Origin of the sequence: Streptomyces sp. NPDC048171, from assembly GCF_043202655.1 — a bacterium.
Classification (GTDB): domain Bacteria; phylum Actinomycetota; class Actinomycetes; order Streptomycetales; family Streptomycetaceae; genus Streptomyces.
This window is the reverse complement of sequence record NZ_JBIDAU010000008.1, coordinates 494902-516914: the sequence shown is the minus strand read 5'-3', so window position 1 is coordinate 516914 and position 22013 is coordinate 494902. Positions and strand designations below refer to the sequence as shown.

At 72.1% G+C, this 22013-nt stretch carries 23 protein-coding genes and 2 pseudogenes; 14 read left to right on the top strand and 11 right to left on the bottom strand.

What is annotated here, in order from left to right:
• Window positions 1–219: pseudogene (locus ACGF3J_RS24895) on the bottom strand (hypothetical protein); the annotation flags it as partial.
• Window positions 220–400: 181 nt separating this feature from the next.
• Between ACGF3J_RS24895 and ACGF3J_RS24890 the strand changes: the two are divergent.
• A complete protein-coding gene (locus tag ACGF3J_RS24890) occupies window positions 401–973 on the top strand; it encodes a GNAT family N-acetyltransferase (RefSeq protein ID WP_393854853.1) in 573 nt (190 codons plus the stop codon).
• Between the two features lie 173 nt (window positions 974–1146).
• Here ACGF3J_RS24890 and ACGF3J_RS24885 read toward each other — a convergent pair whose 3' ends face one another.
• On the bottom strand, window positions 1147–1587 hold the full coding sequence (locus ACGF3J_RS24885) for an OsmC family protein (protein ID WP_393854852.1): 441 nt from the start codon (window positions 1585–1587) through the stop codon (window positions 1147–1149).
• Window positions 1588–1727: 140 nt separating this feature from the next.
• Window positions 1728–3536 (bottom strand): NHL domain-containing thioredoxin family protein, encoded by a 1809-nt coding sequence (locus tag ACGF3J_RS24880; RefSeq protein WP_393854851.1) that lies wholly within the window; start codon window positions 3534–3536, stop codon window positions 1728–1730.
• 335 nt (window positions 3537–3871) lie between these two features.
• Here ACGF3J_RS24880 and ACGF3J_RS24875 point away from each other — a divergent pair.
• Window positions 3872–4115: pseudogene (locus ACGF3J_RS24875) on the top strand (hypothetical protein); the annotation flags it as partial.
• 198 nt (window positions 4116–4313) lie between these two features.
• On the opposite strand, the gene ACGF3J_RS24870 reads toward ACGF3J_RS24875, so the two are convergent.
• The 3 genes from ACGF3J_RS24870 to ACGF3J_RS24860 are packed head-to-tail and all read right to left on the bottom strand — an operon-like array spanning window position 4314 to window position 8807.
• Window positions 4314–5723, bottom strand: coding sequence for an extracellular solute-binding protein (locus ACGF3J_RS24870; protein ID WP_393854850.1), 1410 nt, complete (start codon window positions 5721–5723; stop codon window positions 4314–4316).
• Window positions 5723–8437 (bottom strand): substrate-binding domain-containing protein, encoded by a 2715-nt coding sequence (locus tag ACGF3J_RS24865; RefSeq protein WP_393854849.1) that lies wholly within the window; start codon window positions 8435–8437, stop codon window positions 5723–5725. The genes ACGF3J_RS24870 and ACGF3J_RS24865 overlap by 1 nt, the downstream gene beginning before the upstream one ends.
• A 7-nt stretch (window positions 8438–8444) precedes the next feature.
• A complete protein-coding gene (locus tag ACGF3J_RS24860) occupies window positions 8445–8807 on the bottom strand; it encodes a hypothetical protein (RefSeq protein WP_161326564.1) in 363 nt (120 codons plus the stop codon).
• A 174-nt stretch (window positions 8808–8981) separates the two neighbouring features.
• On the opposite strand from ACGF3J_RS24860, the gene ACGF3J_RS24855 reads away from it, so the two are divergent.
• The 3 genes from ACGF3J_RS24855 to ACGF3J_RS24845 all read left to right on the top strand — a co-directional run bounded on the left by ACGF3J_RS24855 (window position 8982) and on the right by ACGF3J_RS24845 (window position 11434).
• The gene (locus tag ACGF3J_RS24855; protein WP_393854848.1) at window positions 8982–9626 is read left to right on the top strand and encodes an NADPH-dependent F420 reductase; all 645 of its coding nucleotides are present in this window, start codon (window positions 8982–8984) and stop codon (window positions 9624–9626) included.
• Window positions 9627–9725: 99 nt separating this feature from the next.
• Window positions 9726–10163, top strand: coding sequence for a glutaredoxin domain-containing protein (locus ACGF3J_RS24850; RefSeq protein WP_393854847.1), 438 nt, complete (start codon window positions 9726–9728; stop codon window positions 10161–10163).
• Window positions 10164–10216: 53 nt separating this feature from the next.
• The gene (locus ACGF3J_RS24845) at window positions 10217–11434 is read left to right on the top strand and encodes an RNA-guided endonuclease InsQ/TnpB family protein (protein ID WP_393854870.1); all 1218 of its coding nucleotides are present in this window, start codon (window positions 10217–10219) and stop codon (window positions 11432–11434) included.
• Between the two features lie 155 nt (window positions 11435–11589).
• Here ACGF3J_RS24845 and ACGF3J_RS24840 read toward each other — a convergent pair whose 3' ends face one another.
• Window positions 11590–11916 (bottom strand): hypothetical protein, encoded by a 327-nt coding sequence (locus tag ACGF3J_RS24840; RefSeq protein WP_393854846.1) that lies wholly within the window; start codon window positions 11914–11916, stop codon window positions 11590–11592.
• A gap of 73 nt (window positions 11917–11989) precedes the next feature.
• Window positions 11990–12640: a hypothetical protein gene (locus ACGF3J_RS24835; protein WP_393854845.1), complete on the bottom strand. Its 651-nt coding sequence runs from the start codon at window positions 12638–12640 to the stop codon at window positions 11990–11992.
• Between the two features lie 325 nt (window positions 12641–12965).
• Between ACGF3J_RS24835 and ACGF3J_RS24830 the strand changes: the two genes are divergently transcribed.
• The 6 genes from ACGF3J_RS24830 (at window position 12966) to ACGF3J_RS24805 (ending at window position 17597) form a co-directional block, all read left to right on the top strand.
• Complete coding sequence (locus tag ACGF3J_RS24830) at window positions 12966–14087, top strand: FAD-dependent oxidoreductase (protein ID WP_393854844.1); 1122 nt, start codon at window positions 12966–12968, stop codon at window positions 14085–14087.
• 191 nt (window positions 14088–14278) lie between these two features.
• The gene (locus ACGF3J_RS24825; protein WP_393854843.1) at window positions 14279–14815 is read left to right on the top strand and encodes a hypothetical protein; all 537 of its coding nucleotides are present in this window, start codon (window positions 14279–14281) and stop codon (window positions 14813–14815) included.
• 192 nt (window positions 14816–15007) lie between these two features.
• On the top strand, window positions 15008–15505 hold the full coding sequence (locus tag ACGF3J_RS24820; RefSeq protein WP_393854842.1) for a gas vesicle protein: 498 nt from the start codon (window positions 15008–15010) through the stop codon (window positions 15503–15505).
• Window positions 15495–16424: a gas vesicle protein gene (locus ACGF3J_RS24815; protein WP_393854841.1), complete on the top strand. Its 930-nt coding sequence runs from the start codon at window positions 15495–15497 to the stop codon at window positions 16422–16424. The genes ACGF3J_RS24820 and ACGF3J_RS24815 overlap by 11 nt, the downstream gene beginning before the upstream one ends.
• A gap of 49 nt (window positions 16425–16473) precedes the next feature.
• On the top strand, window positions 16474–16788 hold the full coding sequence (locus tag ACGF3J_RS24810) for a gas vesicle protein K (protein WP_393854840.1): 315 nt from the start codon (window positions 16474–16476) through the stop codon (window positions 16786–16788).
• The gene (locus tag ACGF3J_RS24805) at window positions 16785–17597 is read left to right on the top strand and encodes a GvpL/GvpF family gas vesicle protein (RefSeq protein ID WP_393854839.1); all 813 of its coding nucleotides are present in this window, start codon (window positions 16785–16787) and stop codon (window positions 17595–17597) included. Before ACGF3J_RS24810 ends, ACGF3J_RS24805 begins: the two co-directional genes overlap by 4 nt.
• A 54-nt stretch (window positions 17598–17651) precedes the next feature.
• Here the strand turns inward: ACGF3J_RS24805 and ACGF3J_RS24800 are convergent, their stop codons facing one another.
• Entirely contained in the window at window positions 17652–18668 is a 1017-nt protein-coding gene (locus tag ACGF3J_RS24800; protein ID WP_393854838.1) for an SDR family NAD(P)-dependent oxidoreductase, read from the bottom strand.
• Window positions 18669–18785: 117 nt separating this feature from the next.
• On the opposite strand from ACGF3J_RS24800, the gene ACGF3J_RS24795 reads away from it, so the two are divergent.
• Entirely contained in the window at window positions 18786–19700 is a 915-nt protein-coding gene (locus ACGF3J_RS24795) for a cupin domain-containing protein (RefSeq protein WP_393854837.1), read from the top strand.
• Window positions 19701–19799: 99 nt separating this feature from the next.
• Window positions 19800–20141, top strand: coding sequence for a hypothetical protein (locus ACGF3J_RS24790; RefSeq protein ID WP_393854836.1), 342 nt, complete (start codon window positions 19800–19802; stop codon window positions 20139–20141).
• Between the two features lie 49 nt (window positions 20142–20190).
• On the opposite strand, the gene ACGF3J_RS24785 is transcribed toward ACGF3J_RS24790, so the two are convergent.
• On the bottom strand, window positions 20191–21216 hold the full coding sequence (locus ACGF3J_RS24785) for a YncE family protein (protein WP_393854835.1): 1026 nt from the start codon (window positions 21214–21216) through the stop codon (window positions 20191–20193).
• Window positions 21217–21342: 126 nt separating this feature from the next.
• Complete coding sequence (locus tag ACGF3J_RS24780; RefSeq protein ID WP_393854834.1) at window positions 21343–21804, bottom strand: hypothetical protein; 462 nt, start codon at window positions 21802–21804, stop codon at window positions 21343–21345.
• On the opposite strand from ACGF3J_RS24780, the gene ACGF3J_RS24775 reads away from it, so the two are divergent.
• On the top strand, window positions 21803–21988 hold the full coding sequence (locus ACGF3J_RS24775; protein WP_393854833.1) for a hypothetical protein: 186 nt from the start codon (window positions 21803–21805) through the stop codon (window positions 21986–21988). The two genes, ACGF3J_RS24780 and ACGF3J_RS24775, sit on opposite strands and share 2 nt — an antisense overlap.
• Window positions 21989–22013: the final 25 nt, after the last annotated feature.

Sequence of the window (22013 nt, the reverse complement as noted above, 5' to 3'; positions counted from 1 at the left end):
CCAGAGCGAAACGTGGTCGGGCAGGACCTCGGGCCATCCGACCGCGCCGAAGAAGATGGCGTCGTAGCCGCGCAGGGTTTCCTCCCAGTCCGCCGCCACCTCCGCGCCGGCGAGGCCCTCCCGCCCTACGCCGAGGATCTCGCCGAGGACAGCGCCGCCGCGCTGCTCGACCGCTTCGGCTGACGCCTGATCCGAAAGACGGGCCCTAACCCCACCCACCCACCCAGCAACACCCCCACGACCAAAGGACACCCACCCCCCTCGGCCGCACACCCCACAGTCGCCGCACCCCCGACAGCCCCTAACATCGGCCGCCCGACATCACCCGGGACATACCCGCCCCCGACCGTCCGGACAAACGGCTGGCCGGGGGCGAGCGTGACGCGGCAGGATGCTCCGCATGACACTGGCCACGCCCGAGCTGCACACCACCCGCCTGCGGCTGCGGCCGTTCACCGACGCCGACGCGGCGTCGCTCTACGCGCTGCACAGCAGCACCCACGTGCTGCGCTACTGGGACTCCCCGCCATGGACCGAACCGGCCCGCGCCCAGCGCTTCATCGCGACCTGCCGGACGATGGAGGAGGAAGGCACGGGAGCGCGGCTGGCCGTCGACCGCGTCCGCGACGGCGCGTTCATCGGCTGGTGCGGCCTCACCAGCTGGAACCCCAGCTTCCGTAGCGCCTCCCTGGGCTACGTATTCGACGCCGCCGCATGGGGCCACGGCTATGCCACAGAGACCGCGCACGCCGTCCTGCAATGGGCGTTCAGCACCCTGGACCTGAACCGCGTCCAGGCCGAAACCGACACCCGCAACCTTGCGTCCGCCCGGGTTCTGGAAAAGCTCGGCTTCGTGCGCGAAGGCACTCTCCGAGAAGACTGCATCGTCAACGGCGACGTCTCCGACTCCTGGATCTACGGCCTCCTCCGCCGCGAATGGCACGCGACCGGCACACCGGCAGCCCGCAGCTAGGAACCGTATCCGGTCCTGATCAGGTGGCCGGGTGGAGTCTGTGCCGCCACGTACAAAGAGCCCTCATCGAACGTGGCGCAAGGGCTGCCACAACGGTTGCATCTTCGCTACGACCCGGTCGGAGCCCTCGGCCGGGTACACATTGGGATCGGACCGCCGGCTCGGCGGCGTCCTCAGGGGTTCGCGACGGTCGCGGTCACGGGTGTGCCGAGCTCGACCGTTCTGCTCACGGTGCACAGGCGGTCGTGGGAGGCCTTGACCGCGCGGGGCAGGATCGCACGGGCGCGCTCCGCACCTTCGACGTCCGGGAAGGCGACGGTGAAGGCGACCTGGAGGTTGGTCATGTGGTTTCCCAGCTCGTCGCTGATCTTGTCACCGCTGACCGTCACGGAGAACGCGGTGGGCTCGGCATGGCGGCCGGTGGCGGCGTCGACGTCAACGGCTGTGCAGCCGCCGATCGCGGCCAGGAGCAGTTCCACCGGAGTGAATCCGCTGGCCTGGCCGCTGTCCGGGGAAGTGCCGAAGCTGATCGACTCGCCGCGGGCGTTGACCGCGACGAACCGACCACCGCTGGTGCGTTCGACGACGACGGAACGCTTCGAGTTTTCGCTCATGCCCGGACACTAGTGGTTAGGGGTGGGGCTCAGCACGAGGCCCGGCCGACGGGCCGTGCGCGCGCCGGGCGGTGGGGCGCCGGTCCGTCCGGTCCTTCCCTCCCGCCCGCACGAGACGGCCGGGGTGTCGGCGTCGTCCGTCATTCGTCGGCCGGCCCGGCCAGCACCAGCGGAAGAGAATCGGCCCCAGCCTCAGTGAGACGGACCGGGATCGTCCAGGACCGCTGGTGGAGGTGGCAGGCCGGGTGCAGGTTGCCCGGGTCGTCGTCACAGGATGCGGCCGTCGCCGAGACGTGCAGCACCCCGGTGGGCACGGCGGAGTTCAGTCGCAGGACGCGGGACAGGCTGCTGTCCGCGCCCTCGCCGCCATGCAGCAGCTCGGGCGGGGTGGCCGAGACGAGCAGCCGGGTCGCGGGGCCGTACCGGCTGTCCGGCTTCTGGCCGGCGGGCGCCTCGAAGGTCACGTCCAGTCGCAGTGCGCCCGGCGCCACCTCGGTCGGCTCCCTCCGGGTGAGGTCGGCGAGCGCTGCCGGGCGTGTGGCCTCGGCGGGCAGCCGCAACCGGGTCAGCCGGTGCCCGGCCGACTCGACCACGACGACGTCGTCGCCGGCAAGAACGGCGTCGCTGGGTTCGCGCAGGTCCGTCGCGAGCGTGCTGACCTCGCCGGTCCTCGGGTCGTAGCGGCGCAGGGCGTTGTTGTAGGTGTCGCTGACCGCCACCGAGCCGTCGGGCAGGGCGGTGACGCCCAGGGGGTGCTGGAACAGGGCCTGTCCCGCGGGGCCGTCGCGGTGGCCGAAGTCGAACAACCCGCTGCCGACCGCCGTACGTACCGTGCCGTCGAGGTCGACCCACCGCAGGGCGGAGGCCTCGGAGTCGGCCACCCACAACCGCTCCTCGGTCGCCGCCAGGCCGGACGGCTGCGCGAACAGGGCCTCGGCCCCGGGCCCGTCGACGAGCCCCTCGTCGGCCGTGCCGGCGGTTACGGCCAGAGTGCCGTCCCGTGGGTCGTACGCCCAGAGCTGGTGCACCCCGGCCATGGCGATCCACACCCGGCCGCGCCACGCGGCGACGTCCCAAGGTGAGGAGAGGCTGACGGAACGAGCAGGGCCGGAACGGGGCTCGTCGCGTCTGCGCTGCCCACCGGTCCCGGCCAGGGTGGTGACCTCGCCGTCGGCGGCGTCGTAGCGGCGCAGGACGTGGTTGACGGTGTCGGCCACGATCACCGAGCCGTCGGGGAGCAGGGCGAGTCCCTGCGGCTCGTTGAAGCGTGCGTGCTCGGCGGGCCCGTCCTCGAGGCCCCGTGCTCCGCTCCCGATCCGCCGCACCGGAGTCTCCCCGTCCTCGCCCAGCTCCACCAGCTGGTGCCGAGTCGTATCGCTGACCAGGAAGCCTCCCGAAGGAAGAGCTAGCACTTTGCCCGGAAAACGCAGAGCGGTCGCTTCCGGCTCCGGCGCCACGTACGGGGTGTCGCCGCGCCGCAGGGTGCCCTTCGCCGCGTGCTCGGCCTCCAGCTCACGCACCAGCACCTCGATGGCGCGCGCGTGTCCCTCGCCGGCGTGCTGGGCGACGATGTACCCCTCGGGATCGACCACGACCAGGGTGGGCCATGCATGGATCGCGTACTGCCCCCACGTGTGGAGGTCCGGGTCGTCCAGCACCGGATGTCCGACGGCGTAGCGCTCGACGGCGTCGAGGACGGCCCCGTGCTCGGCCTCGTGGGCGAACTTCGGCGAGTGCACACCGACGATCACGACGGTGTCCCGGTGCCCGGCCTCCAGTTCACGCAGCTCGTCCAAGGCGTGCAGGCAGTTGATGCAGCAGAACGTCCAGAAGTCGAGGATCACGATCCGCCCGCGCAGTGCAGCCAGGCTCAGTTCGCGGCCTCCCGTGTTGATCCACCCGCCTCTACCCGCCAGCTCGGGTGCGCGGATCCGTGCGCGCTTCACCATGCCCTCCAGCCAACCACACCCCCGCGCCGCCCACCCTTTCTCTGCATCCGCCCACAGGGTTCCCGACCGGGCAGGGGTGCCAGGTCGACCATGTCCTCGTGGACGGGGTTCCGGGCGCACGACCCCCCGTCTTCCGCCGGGACCACTCGGTGGGCGTCCCCGTCTGAGTCGGCGGACGCGGGAGGGGGCGGGGGACGCAGCGACTCAAGCGAACGATTCTCCGACGTGCTCGCCTCTTCGTGGCAGGCGGTCCGCGCGCCTCCGGCACCGTCCTCCGGCCCTCGCGCGGGGAACCGGCGGGCCCTCTGCCCTCGCGCGGGGAACCGGCGGGCCCTCTGCCCTCGCGCCGGGGAAGAAGGCCGCGCCCGCTGTCGGTTCCGCTGTTCGCCTGGGCGGGGGCCACGGCGAGCTGGCCCATGCGCACGGATGATGGGGGGAGCCGGGGGCCTTGACGACTACTTCACTCGAGACTCCGCGCGCAACATCGGTGCCGAGATCATGGGCCGTAACAAGTTCGGGCCCCAGCGCGGGCCCTGGGAGGACCACGGGTGGCGTGGCTGGTGGGGGCAGGAGCCCCCTGCCTACGAGCGGATGTTGTCGGGTCAGGCCCGATTCCGGGTCGTACTCGACGTGCGGGCCGCCTGAGGCAGTCACGGCAAACCGGCCAGCCCGGCCGGGCGGTACTTCGGCCCGCCGGCGAGCATCCCGGCGTCGCCAGGACCTGGAAGCAGTGGGTCACCCCCCTCCTCCAGGGCCTCGCCCGGCGCGGCCGGGCCCTCAGTCCGGCAGGGCGCGTCTGAGCGCTTCGTCCAAGCGCCGCGCCAATTCCCCGTCGCTCGGCGGGTCGTCGGCGAAGAGGGCGCCCAGCTCGGTGGTGAAGGTCTGGGTGAAGGCGCCGTACAGCGGGGTGCGGGGGCGGTGCACCGCCGTCTGGAGGGCGGGGAGCAGGGTGTCGCCGGCGTACTCCGGGCGGCCGGCCGCGTCGCGGGGCACGGTGTCGGCGCTCTCCCCGGTCGGCGCCGCCGATGGGGTCGTGGCGCCCACCGCGCACGTCACGGCGTCGTCCGTGTAGGCGGACGTGCGCGTCGCCGCGAAACCGGCGTCCAGCAGGCAGCGTTCGCTCTCCTTGCCGGTCAGGTACTCGATCAGGTCGGTCGCCTTGGTCCTGCGCTGGGACGCCGCGGTCACGGCGAGGTTCTGGCCACCGAGCACGGCCCGCCCCGGCAACGCGGTCACACCGAGCCGGTCGTCGCCGGGGAACGACTGGTGCAGGGCGGGATACACGTACGGCCAGTGGCGCAGGAAGGTGGTGCGGCCCGCGGCGAAGTCACCGAGGGAAGCCGCCTCGTCGGAGTGGAAGGCGTCCGGGAGCACGTACGAGGCCTCGGTGCGACGGCGCAGCTCGCCGATGCCCTCGGTCAGCTCCTCGACGGTGGCGTCGTAGTGGCCGTCCTCGCCGGTGAGTGTGAGGTCGGGTACGGCCGACGCGAACGCCTCCACGGCGTTGACCGTCCGCCCCTCGTACGCGGCGAGCTGGGTCGTCCAGCCCTTGTCGTAGCCGTCGGGCTTGTGGTCGCCGACGGCGTTGATCAGCGTCTTCAGTTCCGGCCAGTCCAGGCCGCCCGTCAGGTCGGTCTGCTCGACGTCCGCCTGGCTCAGGTGGTCGCGGCGGTAGTAGAGCAGGCCGACATCGCTGTTGAAGGGAGCGGCGTACACGTTGCCGTCCCAGCGGGCGGTGCTCGCGACGGGTGCGATGACGTCGTCGTCGAGCAGCGACTCGGGCAGTGGGCTGATCAGGTCCGCGGCGGCGAACTCCGGGACCCAGGTGACGTCGAGGTTGACCACGTCGTAGGCGGCGCTGCCGGACTGGAGCGCGCCGAGCAGTTGGCTGCGCTGTTCGTCGGCGCTGCCGGGGAGTTCGACCAGTCGGGCCCGGTAGCCGGTGCCGGCTTTCTCCTGCTCGGTGTTCCAGGCGTCGATGAGCCGCTGGCGGACTCCGTTCTTGCCGGTGACGTCCCGGCCGCTGGCGACGACGATGTCGCCGGGCACGTCGGCGGAGGGCGGCGCCGCGGGTCCGCTTCCACCGTCACCACCACCGCTGCACGCGGTGGGCAGGACCAGGCACAGCGCTGCCGGCAGCACCGCCAGCCGCCGACGGGGCTCTCGTCGTAGCGGTAGTCCGCGCATCAGCTCTCCCCCGTTCCGGTGCGCGCGACCTCGTCGTGCAGGGCGGCACCGAGATCGTCGTCGGCGTCCAGGCACCGTCCGCCGCCGGCCTCCGAGATCCGGGCGTCCGGCTTCCCCGCGTCGCAGCCGCCGCCCTTGAGGGAGACCATCGCGACCGGCAGCCCTCTCGCGCGGGCGATGTCCAGGAGGCTGCCGAAGCCGTCGCCGGCCAGCCGGTCCCCGTCCTCGTCGTCGGTGACGAAGACGATCAGGCCGGGGCGTTCGTCGTCGGCGTCCCGCACCTCCATGGCGTCGAGCGCGGCCCGCAGCGCCCCGAGCGGGTCCGCCTCGGCGTCCCGGACCCGGGCCTCGCGGTCGATGGCGCGCTCGGCGTCCTTGCGGGAGTGCGGGCCGAAGGGGAGCAGAGTGTCGTACGTGTCCTCACCCGCGTCCGACACCGCCCACACGGCGTACTCGTCCCGGTCGCCGAGCCCGCCCAGCGACTGTTTCAGCAGGCCCGGCCCACCGCTGGGCCCCTCCCACTGACCGGCCATGGAGCCGGAACTGTCCAGCAGGAACAGCACGCGGCCCGGCCCGTTGGCGCCCCGGTAGTCCTCCAGCGACGCCTCCATCGCGTCCCGTCCGGCCGACTCCTTCAGCGGCGACGGCGCCCTCAGCACCCCCTCGGCGACCTCGGTGGAATCCAGCAGGGCCCGGTCGCCGGTGGCCGCGCGAAAGCCGTCCCGGGCGAAGGCCACCCGGCCGCCCTCGCCGGTGAGCCACTCCCGGAAGGCCTCCGCCTCACGGTTCCGGTCGGCCTGGTCGCGGTCGGCGCCCTGCCAGCGGACGCGGACGAAGACCGGCTCCAGCCCCGGCACATCACCCGGATACTGGGCCATGCGCGGGGCGCGGCGCGCGCTGTCGCAGCCGACGCCGCTCTTCAGGAGGAACTCGGGGACGAGGGCCGCGGTGCGGTTGTCGACGGCGTCGTCGTCGGGCAGCGCGCACAGCAACTCGGCGGCGGTCGGGGCGGGCGGCCCGGACTGGGCGACCCGGTCCTCGGCGCGGCGGGGGTCAGGGGCACCGGCCGCGCCCTGGGTGGCGTAGAGGCCGATCGTGGCCAGCAGCCCGGTGTCGGTGAACTCCGGGTCGGGGCGGCGCACCGCCGCGTCCGCGTGCCGGGCACGCAGGTCGTCGATCATCCGGGTGAGCGGAGGGCCGGTACGGTCGTCCAGCTCGTCGACGGCGATGTCCTGCGGGACGGCGAGCACGACGGGAGAGTACGCGAAGGGCTCCTGGTCGGCGTCCACTTCGGCCACGGCGTCGGTGTCCTGGCCCGCGACGGCCCGGGCGGCGTCGGCGGGGGAAGCCGGTATCCACACGTCGGGCTGCGGACCGACGTCGCGCTGCGGATTGGTGTCGGCCTCGCGGGGTTCCTGCCAGGCACCGGTCTGCTTGCGCAGGGCGGTGACCGCGTCGGCGGCGCCCGCGCTGTAGACGGTGATGCCGCTGCGGCGGCAGTCGTCGCCGGTGGTGTTCGCCTCCGACGTCAGATACGCGTCGGCCGCGGCCCGGACGGTCGGCTCCAGGTCGGGGTCGGTGAGCACCCGCAGTTCCAGGGGTGGGGCGCAGGAGGAGGGGCCGTTGGCCAGAACGAGGTGACGGTAGGTCCCGATCCCGATGGCGGTGACGACCAGGACCAGCATGGCGACGCCTCCGGCGACCAGCCGCCGCGTCCGCCGCCGCTCCCGCCTCGTCGCGTCCTCTTCGCCGGTGTCGCCCGCCGCCACACCGGGGTTCCCGTCGCCACCCCCGCTCCCCCGGGCCCCGGAGTCCCGCCTGCGACGCATCAGCGCGCCCCAGGCCGCCCCCATCCCGCCCAGCCCCCCGACCAGAACCACCCCGACCCGCCGGACGAGCCCAGGGCCGGGGTCGAGGGCCCCGGGCCCGGGGTCGGTGCCCTGGGCGGGGTCGGGCGCGGGTGGGCTTCCGGGACCCCCTGCTCCGGCGGCGAGCAGCACGTCCATGCCGGGCTCGGCGCGGCTCTCCGGCTCCCAGGCGTCACCCCGTACCGTCCGGTGACCCGCGGCGGACATCTGAGCCCGCAGGTCGTCCACGAGGGCGCGGAACGACACATCGCCACCCGCTTCCAACAGCTTCACCAGCTCGTTGGTGAACGGCGTCGGCGTGTCGGGATCGCCCGCGTCGATGCGGTGATTGGGCTGCACGCTCATCAGCAGCAGCCGCCGTTTGTCGGGTGTCTCCGGACGGACCCAGGCGGCGTTGCCGGCGAAGCAGCAGTCGAGGACGACCACGATCCGCCGGGCCGAACTCGCGGTGAGCATCGCTTGCGCGAGGCTGAACAGCACCGCGCCCGGGAAGACCGCGTGCCCGCCCGCGACCACGCGTGCGTTGCGCATCTGCAGGAACAGCTCGTCGCCCGCGTTCGGTATCGCCCCGTGTCCGGCGAAATACAGCAGCAGGACACCGTCCGCCTCGTTGGCGGCCTTCCACAGCTCCTGGTCGAAGGTGCCCTGGTCGGGAGAGCGGCACACCGTGATCTCCCGCTCATCGAACACCCCGCCGTGCCGCAGCGCCTCCGACAGCCGGTTCAGGTTGTGTTTGACCGCGGGAAGGTCGCCGGGCACGCCGTCCGGCGGCGCCGTGTTGTCGTACTCGGACACTCCGACCAACAGCGCCCGGTTCGCCTTCCCCCGCGGGTCGTAACCGGTCACCGGGCGCCTACCTGTCGTCGGGTTGCACCGGCTCGACGCGCACCTGGGGCGGATCGCCTTCCTCCACCGCACGGCGGTTGGCCTGCCAGGCCTCCACCGACCGTCTGACCTGGTCCACCACCCCCTGGAACATCGCGCCCGCGGCGCCCCCGAGCACCGCCACGACGATGTCCATGCCGGTGCCCATGGGGGTGCCGGCCTCGTCGGTCCTGCTCTGTTCGGTGATGCGGAGCTGGTCGATCCGGGCCAGGTCGGCGAGTGGTTTCTCCCGTTCCAGCCACTTGTGCAGGGCGACGATGTCAGTCGCCCTCTCGGTCCCGTCCAGCCGGATCCGGATACCGCGCGTCACCACACTGTCCCCCTCAGCCATAACTCACCATCATGACACCGCTGTTGCGCACAGGCGAGGGTCCGTACGCCCCTGCCGCGCCACCCACGCGGGGGAGCGCACGCGGCCCTTGCCTCCGGGACTACGTCTTTGGTGCCGGTCCACCCGGGACCGCGGTCCGATTCGCCGAGCCCCGACGGCAGTTAGCGTCCCCCCATGCGTATAGGACTACTTGGCACCGGCAACGTCGCCCGAGCACTCGCCCAGGGATGGAGCGACGCAGGACACGACGTGCTCCTCGGATCACGTCGGCCCGGGGAACGTACCGACCTCGGTCTCCCCGTGGCAGACCTGAGTGAAGCAGCCGCCCACGCAGAGGTCCTGGTCAACGCCACCCCAGGGGCCGTCTCCGTGGAACTGCTGCGCTCCATCGGCGCGCCTGCGCTGGCCGGCACCGTGCTGATCGATGTCGGGGTCGGCCTCTCCGACGACTTCACCGAGCTCTCACACCCCAACAACAGCCTGGGCGAACAGATCCAGGAAGCGTTCCCCCTGACCCCCGTCGTCAAGACGCTCTGCACCATGGACTCCACCGTGATGACCGCACCGGACGCCCTCGACGGCCCGAGCACCGTCTTCCTCTCCGGCGACGATGCCGAGGCCAAACGGACCACCGCCCGCCTGCTCGACGACCTCGGCTGGCCCCTGTCGTCCCAGTTGGACATCGGCGGCATCACCACCGCACGCGGACAGGAGCACTTCGCCCTGCTCTTCATGGGCATCGCGGGCGGTCTGGGCGCCCACACGTTCAACATCAACGTGGTCACCCGTTCCCTTGCCCAGGGTCAGTCGCCCACGTGATCTCGGTGGATGGATCGCGGCGGCACTCGGTAACGGGCCGTTCTACGCAATGAGGCGACGGCTCCTGGACGGTTCGGTTGAGCGATAGCCTGCGTCATCATGATGCGCGCTTGGATCTTGCCGATGGTGTTCGTGCTCTGCGGCTCAGCCGTCGCGATGCGGCCCGCCCTCGCGGGCGACGTCGGTACTGCCGCGGCACTCCTGCTGGTGTTCCTGGCGCTCGCCGGCATGCACTCGCCCCTCGTCTTCCCGAGATCGATCGGTGCGCGCGAGGCGGAACGCCGCGCCGCGGTCGACGGCCGGCCGGTCGTCTACTGGCGGCCGGGCTGCAAGTACTGCATACGACTGCGCTTCCGGCTGGGCCGCAGCGGCCGCCGGTTGCACTGGGTCAACATCTGGCGCGACCCGGCTGCAGCCGCAGTGGTGCGGGATGCCAACGACGGCAACGAGACCGTGCCGACCGTCGTCGTGGCGGGCCGCCTGCACACCAACCCCGCCCCGGAATGGGTGCGTTCGCAGCTCACACCCTCTGCGTGACCGGAATGCTGTCTGACACTCAGACATAAGACAACTTGGGTAGGGTGATCGGTGTGCAGTTGAGGTACAGCTTTCGCCTATGTCCGAACGGTCCTCAGCGTTCAGCGCTGGCCAGGGCGTTCGGGTGTGCGCGGGTGGTCTACAACGATGCGCTTCGCGCTCGTGAGACCGCCCGCGCTGCGGGCGAGGCGTTCCCGAAGACCGGGGACTTGTCCAAGCTGCTGATCACCGAGGCCAAGCTCACCGAAGAGCGCGCATGGCTCGGCGAGGTGTCCGCCGTCGTCCTCCAGCAGTCCCTCCGGGACCTGGACACCGCATACCGGAACTTCTTCGACGGCCTCAAGGGCAAGCGCCCACGCATGGGAGCGCCCCGGTTCAAATCCCGCAGGGACAACCGGCAGGCAGTACGGTTCACCGCGAACGCCCGATGGAAGATCACGACCGGCGGGGACCTGTCCCTGCCGAAGATCGGCGACGTGCGGGTCAAGTGGTCCCGCAACCTCCCCTCCGTGCCGTCCACGGTATCCGTAGTCAAAGACGCTGCCGGGAGATACTTCGCGTCCTTCGTCGTGGAGACCGTCCCCGAGACGCTGCCCGACGTGGCATCCGCCGTCGGCATCGACCTGGGCCTCCGGCACTTCGCGGTCCTCTCCAACGGCACGAAGATCGACGCCCCGCGCTTCCTGCGCCGGGCCGAGAAGAAACTCAAGAGGGAACAGCGCCGCCTGTCCCGTAAGGCCAAGGGATCGAAGAACAGGGACAAGGCCCGCGTCAAGGTCGCCCGCGCTCACGCGCAGGTGGCCGACGCACGGCGCGAGTTCCACCATCAGCTCTCAACGAGGATCATTCGCGATAACCAAGCGATTGCCGTTGAGGACCTGGCGGTGAAGGGGCTCGCCCGTACGCGCTTGGCCAAGTCCGTCCACGACGCGGGATGGTCCGCGTTCGTGACGATGCTGGAGTACAAGGCCGCGAAGTTCGGCCGCAGTTTCCTCCGCATCGGACGGTTCGAGCCGACCTCCCAGGTGTGCTCACAGTGCGGCATCAAGGACGGCCCCAAGCCCCTACACATTCGAGTGTGGCAATGCAGGGCTTGCGGGGCCGTCCTCGACCGTGACATCAACGCGGCGGTCAACGCCGCCAAGGCCGCCGGACTGGCGGTGTCAGCCTGTGGAGCGCAGGTAAGACCGGTACTCGTACCGGCCCAGCGCGGTGAAGCAGGAACCCACCGAGACGGTCAGCCGACCGTGGTAGGAATCCCCGGGCTTTAGCCCGGGGAGCGGAAGTCAAATGGCCGTGCTGGACCTCATGCTCCGGGGCCGGATCGCCGACGCCCACGGCAGGCTCCTCGAGAAGTGACCCGACGGAGTCGAGGGCAGAGGCGTCCGGCGTCGCGGTTCGCCTGGGCTGGAGCCCATCGCCCCCCCTACACGTCCGACGCCCGCTCGTCCAGCTCCGCCAACCCGCCCTCCCAACGCTCCCGACGCGCCCCGTCGGACTGCTCCCACCAAGGCGTACCGCGCTCCCCCAACGCGACTTTCGCCCGGTTCACCCGCGCACGCGCCGCCGCTTCAGCCCGCGCGTCGCTCTCAGCGAGGGCATGGCGCACCGCACGGCGAGCGGACATCAAGTGGCGCCGAAGGCGGGCCGCGGCTTCCTCCGGGACGGAAGGGTCGGTCGCCCGCCACTTCCGGCCCCGGATGACGACGAAGTGCCCGTCGGGTGTCCGCTCCGGTGACTGATGCGCCTCCATGGAACCGATTCTGCCCAACAGAGCCTTACTGCGCAGAGCGGAACGCGACGCGGCGTACGGGGCCGGGCACCGGTCAGCCGCCGAGGCTCGCCGACACCGCATCTCCGTTCTGCGCCTGCCGGGAGCGCTCCGCCAGCACCGTGGCGAGTTCGCGCACGTCCTCCTCGTCGATGCCGCCCTTGCCGGTGGAGGCCGCCTCGGTCCACAGCAGGGTCGTACCCACCCGGGTCTGGGTCACCGCGCCGGCCTCGCCGTTGAAGCCGGACGTACCGAACCGCGCGTCGCGCTCATCGCCGAGCGGGCCGAGTTCGAGCGTCTTGGCACGCGGTCCGGCCTTGTCGCCGTAGTAGCCGTCCCACAGCACGTCGTACGCTCTCTCGGCGGCTTCTTCGCTGTTGTAGGCGATGACCAGGAAGCTGACGTAGGCGGCGGTGTCGTCGTGCCGGAAGGTCGAGGCGCCGAAGAAACGGGACTCCTCACATCCGGCGTTGCCCTTGACCGGGCAGGCTTCGCGGCGGTAGAGGTCGGTCATCTTCACGGCCGTGGGCCGCGCGGACTGCTTCCAGTCGGGCATGGCTTCGTCGTCCGGCAGTACGTCCCGCACTCGGTCCTCGGAGAGTGCGGCCGCCTTGTCGCTCGCGCCGTCGGTCTGCACGCCGCCACCGCAACCGGTGAGCAGCAGCGCCGCCACGATCGCCGTTCCCCACCACTGCTTCATGAACATGCCGTCCCCCTTGGACGGTGATCCTACGCGGGGCCGCTACCTCCGACGTCGGCAGTCTCGGCGGGACGGTGCCGCGAACCAGGGCGTGCACCGTACGCGCTTGCGGTACCAAGGCGTCGGGAGAGCCGTTGGCGCCGTGGCACGGAGCCGGGCGGGGTTATAGTCGAATGGTCGCGAAAAACGATGTTCCGCCGAGTTGCGCCGGACATCGCGCACACATCGATCCAGATGGTTCTGATCGTTGAGCGTCTCCTTGCCGAGACCGGGCTCCTGCCCGTTCCCGGCGCCGACCATCGCCGGCCGTGCCGGTATCAGGGAGCGCAGCATGCAGAAGACCATCGCCGTCGTCGGAGCGGGACTGGGCGGGCTGACGCTCGCCCGGGTACTTCAGGCTCGCGGTGTCACCGCGACCGTCTACGAGGGTGATGCCTCGGCGACGAGCCGTGCGCAGGGCGGCCTGCTCGACATCGACGAAGAGACCGGTCAGGCCGCGCTCCGGGCGGCCGGTCTGTACGACGAGTTCCTCACCTTGGTCCGCCCTGGCGAGGACGCCAAGCGCGTGGTGGACCGCCACGGCACGATCCTGCTCGACAGGCCGGCCGACCGCCGTTCCGCCCGTCCCGAGGTCGACCGTGGCGAACTCAGGCGCCTGCTCGTCGACTCGCTGGCGCCGGGGACGATCAGGTGGGGGCGCAGGCTCGACCGGGTCCGGCGCCGGCCGCAGGGCGGCTACGACCTCACCTTCGAGGCGGGGCCCGCCTCGCGTGCCGATGTCGTCGTCGGCGCCGACGGTGCTTGGTCGAAGGTCCGTGCGCTGCTCACGCCCGCCGCGCCCCGTTACAGCGGAACCTGCTTCGTCGAGGTCGCCCTCGCCTCGGGCGGCCGGACCCGTCGGGCGAGCGTGGCCGCGATCGGCAGTGGCACGCTGATGGCGGTCGCACCGGGCAAGGGCATCATCGTGCACCGCTACGCGGACGGGCAGGTGCGCGGGTACGTGGCGCTGAACAAGTCCGAGGAGTGGATGAGGTCGATCGACTTCGGCGATCCGTCTGCCGGCCTCCGGCAGGTCGCCGGTGAGTTCGACGGCTGGTCGCCGCTGCTGACCGCCTTCGTGACGGAGAGCGACGCGGAACCGTGGCTCCGGGCCGTCTACGCCCTTCCCGTCGGAATCAGCTGGGAGAGGATGCCCGGCGTGACGCTCGTCGGCGACGCCGCGCATCTGATGTCGCCCTTCGCCGGCGAGGGCGCGAACCTTGCCATGTACGACGGTGCGGACCTGGCGGGTGAGTTGGTCGGGCAAGGTGACGTCGAGGCGGCGCTCACCGCTTACGAGGAGCGGTTGTTCCGGCGCGGCGGCGATGCCGCCGGCCGGTCGGCGCGGAACCTGGAGAACTTCTTCGGACCGGAAGCTCCGCGGAGCGTCGTCGCTCTGTTCGATCGCTCGTGACACCCGTCTGCGCAGCGGCGGTGATCGGTCGTCCGTCACGGGCACGACCGCCGGCAGCAACAGCACCAGCACCAGCGTGGCGTCGGCTCCTTCGGGCGAACGGCCGGGCTCGACCGCGTGGCACCGTGTTCCCGGGCGCCGCGCGGGCGAGCATGGGCCGACCCACTCCTCCCCCGTACCGAGGCGACGCGATGTCCGAACCCGCCGACCACGTCCATCCCGCGAGTGCCGCCCCACGGCGGGGTCTGCCGCCCAGGACGGCCGAGCTGTGGTTGTTCCGCGGCATCTACGGCCTGGTTCTGGCCAGCGCTCTGGTGGCGGCTCTCGACGTGCCGGGCGAGGTGGCCGACCCCGGCGAGGACGCGCTGTGGGTGCTGCTCACCGCGCTGGCGTCGAGCGCCGCCCACGGCTACGCGCACGTGATCGCCCAGCGTGCGGTCGCCGAGGGCGGGGCGAGGCCGAGCAGGCTGCGTGCGGTGCTCGCCGAGTGGCCCCTCGTCGCCGCGGCGCTGCCCACCGTGTGTCTGCTGCTCGGCGCGGTGGCGGAGTGGTGGTCGGAGGAGACCGCCGCGGACGTGGCCCTGCTCTTCAACACCGTCGCCCTGTTCTGCCTCGGTATCTCGGCGGCCCGTACGGCCGGGCTCCGCTGGGCGTCGTCGCTGCGGGCGGGGTTCATGGACATGCTGATCGGCGTCGTGATCATCGGTGTGTACGCGCTCGTGGAGTGACGGGTCGGACCGAACCGGGGTGGCCCGTGTCACGTGGTGGGACGCCGCATGTGAGCAGTCGCCGGGTATGAAAGGCCCTTGACCGGATACGCGGCTGGGATGAGCAGCATTTCCGGAAGAACCTCGCCGGGTGAGGGCGGGTTCCCCGCCACTGCCGCCGCGCGCGAGCCGTCCGCCCGTACGGTTCCGGCCGTGAGTGCGGCCCCCATGCAGCCCCGGCGGGACGGCGAGGGCAGCCTCGCACACGTCGTGGAGACCCTGCTGGACAAGGGCCTGGTGCTCAACGCCGACATCATGGTCTCGGTCGCCGGTGTCGAGTTGCTGGGCATCCGTCTGCGGGCGGCCCTCGCCTCGTTCGAGACGGCGGCCCGCTACGGGCTGGAGTTCCCCTCCGGCACGGACACCGAGACCGCCGCGTGGCGGGAGACGCGCGAGGAGAAGGAGTCCTGCCCGGCGTGCGGCAAGCGCGCCCCCGTGGAGCAGTTGCTGAACCAGTGGTGTCCCTGGTGCGGCTGGCGCAGTGCGCAGGCGCAGATGCGGGAGGCGTCCGGCCGGGCCGCCGTCGTGGGCCGGGACGACGCGGCGGTAGAGGGCGGCAGGGACGACGCCACCGACGACGGTGACGGTGAGGGCGACGGCAGGCGCACCCGGCGCTCCGCCGAGCGGGAGGCGGAGCCGCATGGCGAGTGAACAGCCGCCGATGCGCCCCACCCGGGAACCGCGGGTGACCCTGGACGACCTGGTGGAGGTACTGCTGAACAAGGGCGCCGTGCTGCACCTCGACCTCATCGTCGCCGTCGCCGACATCCCGCTGATCGGCGTCTCGGTGCGGGCGGCGATCGCGGGGATGGAGACGATGCTGGAGTACGGCATGATGCGCAACTGGGACGAGGCCACCAGGGAGTGGGCGGAACGTTCCGCCGTGCCCCGCGGTCTCGGGCTGCGCGAGGGCGAGAGCGTCGTACGGCGGATGAGCGGCGGCCACCTGCTGACCGGCGGCGTCTACCACGGCTGGCGACCCGGCACCGTCTATCTCACCGACCGGCGCCTGGTGGTCCTGCGCGACGAGCCGCGGGAAGTGCTCTGGCAGACGGACCTGGATGCCGTACGGGACGTGCGGCTGAAGCCGGAGGAGACGGTGGGCGGCGAGGAACGCCTGCGCCTGGAGGTCGCGTTGGCCGACGGCCGGCGGGAGCTGCTCTCCGCGCGGGAGCCCGAGACCCTGCACGACCTGCTCAGCCGCTCACTCGCCGGGAGTCTCGGGCCGTCGCTCTCGCCCGGTGTCGCCGAGGAGGAGCCGCCGCTCGCCGACGGGCACCTCTGGTACGAGGAGCCGCGAAGGTCCGGTCCGATGTGGCGGGGCGGCCGGGCACGGCTCACGGCCGACCGGCTGACGTGGAAGTCGCCGGTGGACGGCCGGCCCGCACTGGTGCTGTCCACGGCCGACCTGGCGGAGGTCGGCCGGGCACCGGGGTACGGGCCCGGGGGCGAGGGGAGCGTCGTGCTGCTGCGCACCGTCGGCGGCGACGAGCACCGGCTCTCCGCCGAGGACCCGGCGGCTTGGGTCCGGCGTTTCGAGTCGGTGGGCCGGATGGCGGCGCCCGCGTGAGCGGCGCCCGCAGGAACCTGACAGTGACGCGGAGGAAGAAGGGGACGACATGCCGTTGACCGTCGACGAGAAAAGCCTGAAACACGGGGTGCTGTCCCTCGTGGTGACGTTGGTCGAGGTCATCCAGGAGGCGTTGGACCGTCAGGCCATGCGCCGGATCGAGGGCGGTGACCTGAACCCGGAGGAGTCCGAGCGGCTCGCCGACGCTCTGTTGGAGCTGGACGAGGCGATGGAGCAGATCAAGGAGGACCACGGCATCGTCGCGTCGGTCGCCGATCTCCACCGAGGCCTGGACGAGGTGGTCGACGACGTGGTGGACAAGCTGATCAACCCTCAGCGCTGGTCGGAGGAGGCCGGGCGATGACCGAGGACAGCGGGCTGTACGTCTACGCCCTGCTCCCCGACCTGCCGGGTGCCGCCGACGGCGTCACCGGGCTCGACGGACGCCGGCTGCGGCTGGTGCCGGTCGAGGGGACCGGGGTGGCCGCACTGGTGCACGATGCGGCGCCGGAACCCTTCCAGGGCGACGACGACCGGGTGCGCCGGTGGGTGGCTGAGCAGAGCGAGGCCGTCACCACGGTCTGGGAGCGCACCGGCACCCTGCTGCCGATGACCTTCAACGTCCTGGTGGCCGCCGACACGGCGTCAGGACGTGGCGCCGAACAGCGGCTCGGCGACTGGGTCAGGGACCAGCGGGACGAGGTCACCGGTCAGCTCGACGCGCTCGCCGGACGCTGCGAGCTGCGGGTGGAGGTCGCCCTCGAGCGCGGTGCGGGCGGTGAGCCGGGCGCGCGGGCCGCGGACACCCCGGAGAGCGGGGACGACGGACGGTCCCCGGGTATGCGCAGGCTCATGGCCAAGCAGCGCGAGCAGCGGGAGAAGAACACCGCCGGGCAGCTCGCGGACACCCTGCACGCCGGACTGCGCCGTCGGCTGCTGTCGGTGGCCGAGGACCTGCGCGAGCGCGGTCCGGCCCAGCGCGCACCGGGCGAGACGGCGGTCCTCTCCGCCGCCGTGCTGGTGCGCCGGGAGGACATCGACGCCGTGGGCGCGGTACTGAGCGAGGCCCGGGCGGGCGAGCCCGCGCTGCGCATCCGCTTCCTCGGCCCCTGGCCGCCGTACTCCTTCACGGAGACCCGGCCGCACGAGCCGGCGGATCAGGCGGCGCGCTGACGCCGGGCGGGCCGGCGGGCTCCCGCGGAAGGGCGCGTCGGCGGCCGGGCTCTCTCAGCCGTCGCGCAGGGCGTTCGCCGCGTACTCCCACAGCCGGTCCGCCGCGTCGGGGTCGAGCGCGTGGCGGGCCACGCCACCGGGCTCCTCTTCGCCGGCCCGGACGGTGCGGGCCTCGGCGTTGTCCTCGAAATAGCGGCCGGTGACACCGTCGAGGAGGGGCGACGCCGCCAGCAGGACGGAGGTGGCGGCGCCCTGCTCAGCGGTCTTGTAGTAGGGCAGCGGCTTGACGTTGCCCTGGTCGTCCATCACGCCGAACGCGCGCATCGTGTCGTCGTCCACGTGGCGTTGCAGGCCGGTGAGGATGTAGCCGGGGTTGAGGGCGTTGGCCGTGATGCCGTCCGCCGCCCAGCGGCGGGCGCCCACCGTGAACAGGACGTCGGCGGTCTTCGACTGCCCGTACGCCGTCCACGGGTCGTACGGGCGCCGCTCGAAGTGGGGGTCGCCGAAGTCGAAGGGCGCCCCGCGGTGGGCGCCCGAGCTGACGACCACGATGCGCGCCGAGCCGGCATCGCGCAGGGCCGGGTACAGGCCCAGGGCCAGGGCGAAGTGGCCCAGGTAGTTGGTGGCGAGCTGCATCTCCCAGCCGCGCGGGCTCAGAGTGCGGGTGGGTAGCGCCATGATCCCGGCGTTCGCTACGAGGATGTCGAGGGGGTCGCTCCATGTGTGCGCGAAGGCGTCGACCGAGGAGGGGTCGGCGAGGTCGAGGGCGCGTACGTGCACCCGCCCCGCTCCCCCGGCGGCCGTCAGCTCGGAGAGCAGCGGCTGCGCGGACTCGACGCGGCGCGTGGCGACCGTGACCTCCGCGCCGGCGGCGGCCAGGGCCCGGACCGTCTCGGCACCGAGACCGGAGGCGCCTCCGGTGACGACGGCGCGGCGACCGGTGAGGTCCACGCCCTCGATGACGTCGCGGGCGCGGGCATCGGGGCCGAAGGGAGTGGTCAGGGGTGCGGAGACGGCCGGCAGGGGGCGGTGGCCGTCAGGGGCGGGCCGTGGACTCGGATTCGTCGTCATGCGTCCAAGCTACGATGAACCCACTGGATCCACTATCATCAAGAGTCCACATTTCTTTAGCCAGCGTCCAAAGCCCGAGGAAGTCAAGGCCGAGGCGCTGAGGAGGGGAGGTCGGAGATGGATCCGCTCGAGGACGTGCTGACCCTGTTGGAGACCCGGAGCCGGCTCTCCGCCGGGTTGGTCGCGGGCGGACGCTGGGCCGTCCGCTTCGACGCGCCCCCTGTCGTGAAGTTCAACGCCGTCCGGAGGGGCTCCTGCCAGCTGGTGGTCGACGGGGTGCCGGAACCGTTCGAGCTGGCGGAAGGCGACTGCTTTCTGCTGACCCGGCCGCGCTCCTACATTCTGCGCAGCGACCCGGAGACGGATCCGGTGGAGGGCAGCACTGTCTTCGCCGGTGCCGTCGACGGCATCGCCCAGGCAGGCCAGGGGTCGGACGTGTTTCTCCTCGGCGGTGGCTTCGCCTTCAGCAGCCGCGCGCAGGACCTGCTGCTCGGCCAACTGCCGCCGGTCCTCCACGTCTCCGCGGGCACACCGCACGCCGAGACCGTGCGGTGGGCCCTGGCCGCCATCAACCAGGAGCTGACGGACCGGCCGATGGCCGGCGCCCTGGTGGCGGAGCACCTGGCCGTGGTGATGCTCGTGCACATGCTGCGGCTGCATCTCGAGCAGTCTCCACGGGCGGCGTCCGGCTGGCTGTCCGGGCTCACGGACCCGGTGGTCGCGGAGGCGCTGACCGCCCTGCACGGGGACCCCGCGCGCCCGTGGACCGTGGCCGAACTGGCCGATGCCGCCGCCGTGTCCCGCTCCACGCTCGCCGCGCGCTTCAAGGCCGCGGTCGGCCAGGGGCCCCTGGAGTACCTCACCCACTGGCGCATCGAGCTGGCGACCCGGCAGTTGCGGAAGGACGGCACCACCCTGGCCTCGATCGCCCGTTCCGTGGGCTACGGGTCCGAGAGCGCCCTCAGCGTCGCCTTCAAACGGATCACGGGGACGACACCCGGGGAGTACCGCCGTCGGCCCACGCGTACGTGAAGGATCGAAACCACCCCCGCACCTGCGCCGGTGGCCCGCGAGGGTGGCCTAGAGTCACCGGGCGAAGCACCGTCCCTCTCACTCTCGCGGAGGTCCCGCATGCCCCCGTCCTCCACCGGGCCGGCCGACGCGGACACGTACGTCGCCGTGTGTGACCGCACGCACCTGTTTCCCGGGGCTCGGTGCCGTGTCCAGGGTCTGCCCGATCCGCGGGGCTTCGCGGCTCGGCCCGCCCCGGTCGACGTGGACGTGCGCTTCTCCGACGGTGTGATCGCGGACGCGCGGTTGTCGACAGACGGCCCGGCGGACCCCGTGCTCGTCGTCGCGGCCTACACCACGGCAGCGGGGACCGCCATCGGCGGACGCGGCTGGGTGGTGCGCGGCACGGTCCTCGCCGGGGACGAGGTCGAACTGATCCTCGGCGGTGCCGCACCGGTCTGACCCCTCCGTGGGCGCGGTCGAGACCGGTGTGCCGGCTACGGCCCCGTACCTATCCGGCCGTCGGCAGCAGGGCCGAGGAGTCCGGTTCCAGGCCGGTGTCGAAGCCGCCGACCACGGCGAAGCGCTCCAGGTCGACGATGGCCACGCTGTTGGTGCCCAGTTGGGACACGTACGCCACTGGCCTGTGGGGGTGGAAGGAGACGGCCGCCGGGATGCCGTCGAGTTTCAGTGAGCGGATCGGGCGGAGGGCCGTGCTGTAGAGGGTGACGGTGTTGGCGGCGATGTCCGTCGCAAGCAGCCGGTCGTCGTCGACGGTGTAGACGCGCAGCGGGTCGCCGCCCACTTTCCGGCTCCGCTGGACCCTCATGGTCCGCGCGTCGACGGCGACCAGGGCTGAACTCTTGCGTGCGCCGACGAACAGGGTCTTCTCGTCGCGGCTGAGGCAGCTGCTCTCGGGCAGCTGCCCGGGGGTCACCACGAGCGGAGGGGCGGAGGCGTCGTGGGGGCGCACGAGGCTTACGGTGTGGGACAGGAGTCCGGTGACATAGGCCCGTTCGCCGTCCTTGCTGAGGGTGAACAGGTGGGTCTTCACGCCGTGCGCGGGTACGGCCCGCGTCGGTGCCTGGTCGGTCGAGGGTGTGTCGAAGCCGAGCAGCATCGCCTTCTCCTCGCTCAGCGCGTAGAGCCGGTCGCGGTCGTCGATGCCCATGCCGTGGACGCGGTTGAAGGGCCGGGTGTCGATCGTCCGGGCGAGCGTCCGCTCGGCGAGGTCGACGACGAAGACCGCGGCGCCGCCCTCGCCGGCCGTCGCGGACATGCGCACTCCGTAGTGCCCGACGTACGCGAACCGCCGCTGGGAGTCGACGACCATCTCGTGCGGGTGGTCGGGCAGTGCCACCTTCCGCAGCAGCCGGCCCGACGTCGTCTCGTAGAAGCCGACCGCGTGGCCGCTCTTCTCCACGACCGCCAGCACGTCGCTCCCGGCGGGCCCGGCCGCGCCGGCAGCCGACGTCTGCACACCGGACGCGAGTGCCCCGGCTCCCGCTGCCATGATCACCGCGCGACGTGTCGCCACAGCCTTCACCCCGTTCTCTCGGAGGTCGTCGTCCGTCCCGCGAGGCACCACGGGCCCGTCGTGTCCGCGAACGAGCCTGCTGTGCAGGGTGGTTGAGGTCAACCGGCTGGCGCGGCGTGTCTCCGATCAGCCGCTGGATGCCGACGCCGCGGCAGCCGTGTTCTGGCGGTGCTGGAGCGAGACGACCACCAGGCCGGTGAAGATCTGGAGGGAGAGTGGCACGTCGGTGAGTTCGGCGGTCAGGCCGGTGCCGAAGCCGCTGCGCCGGAATTCGCCCAGGACGCGTGTGCCCTGGACCAGCCGGCGGTGTCCGCGCAGGGCGGACTGGCGGGTCAGCTCGTACTCGCCGCCCTCACCCGTGACGACCCACCGGCGGCCGGACCGGTGTGCCTCGGCGCGGACCGTGTCCCCCGCCAGCATCTCGAAGGACCGGCCCCACTTGCCGGAGCGCAGCTCGAAGGTCTCACCGGCCACCTCGACCCGCCCGCCGGACTTCCACGCGTGGGCGGACCATCGCGCGACGGGCGTGCCGTCCGACAGAATGCGGTACGTGCGCCCGAAGGCGCGTTCCCGTTTGATCTCCAGCATGGTGCACTCCCCTGGCGGGCTGTCGGTGCGCGTGTGGTCCGGCATCCTTCACCTGCCCGGACGGCGGTCAGGCATGCGGTGCGCCCCCTCCCGCCAGGAGAGGCAGTACGTCATGGTCGCGATCGCGGGCGACCCGGCTCGGGCGGTGACGGTCGCCGATCACACCAGCGTGGTGCGGGTTTGAGCCTCTCCCGCCGCCACCGCCCGCG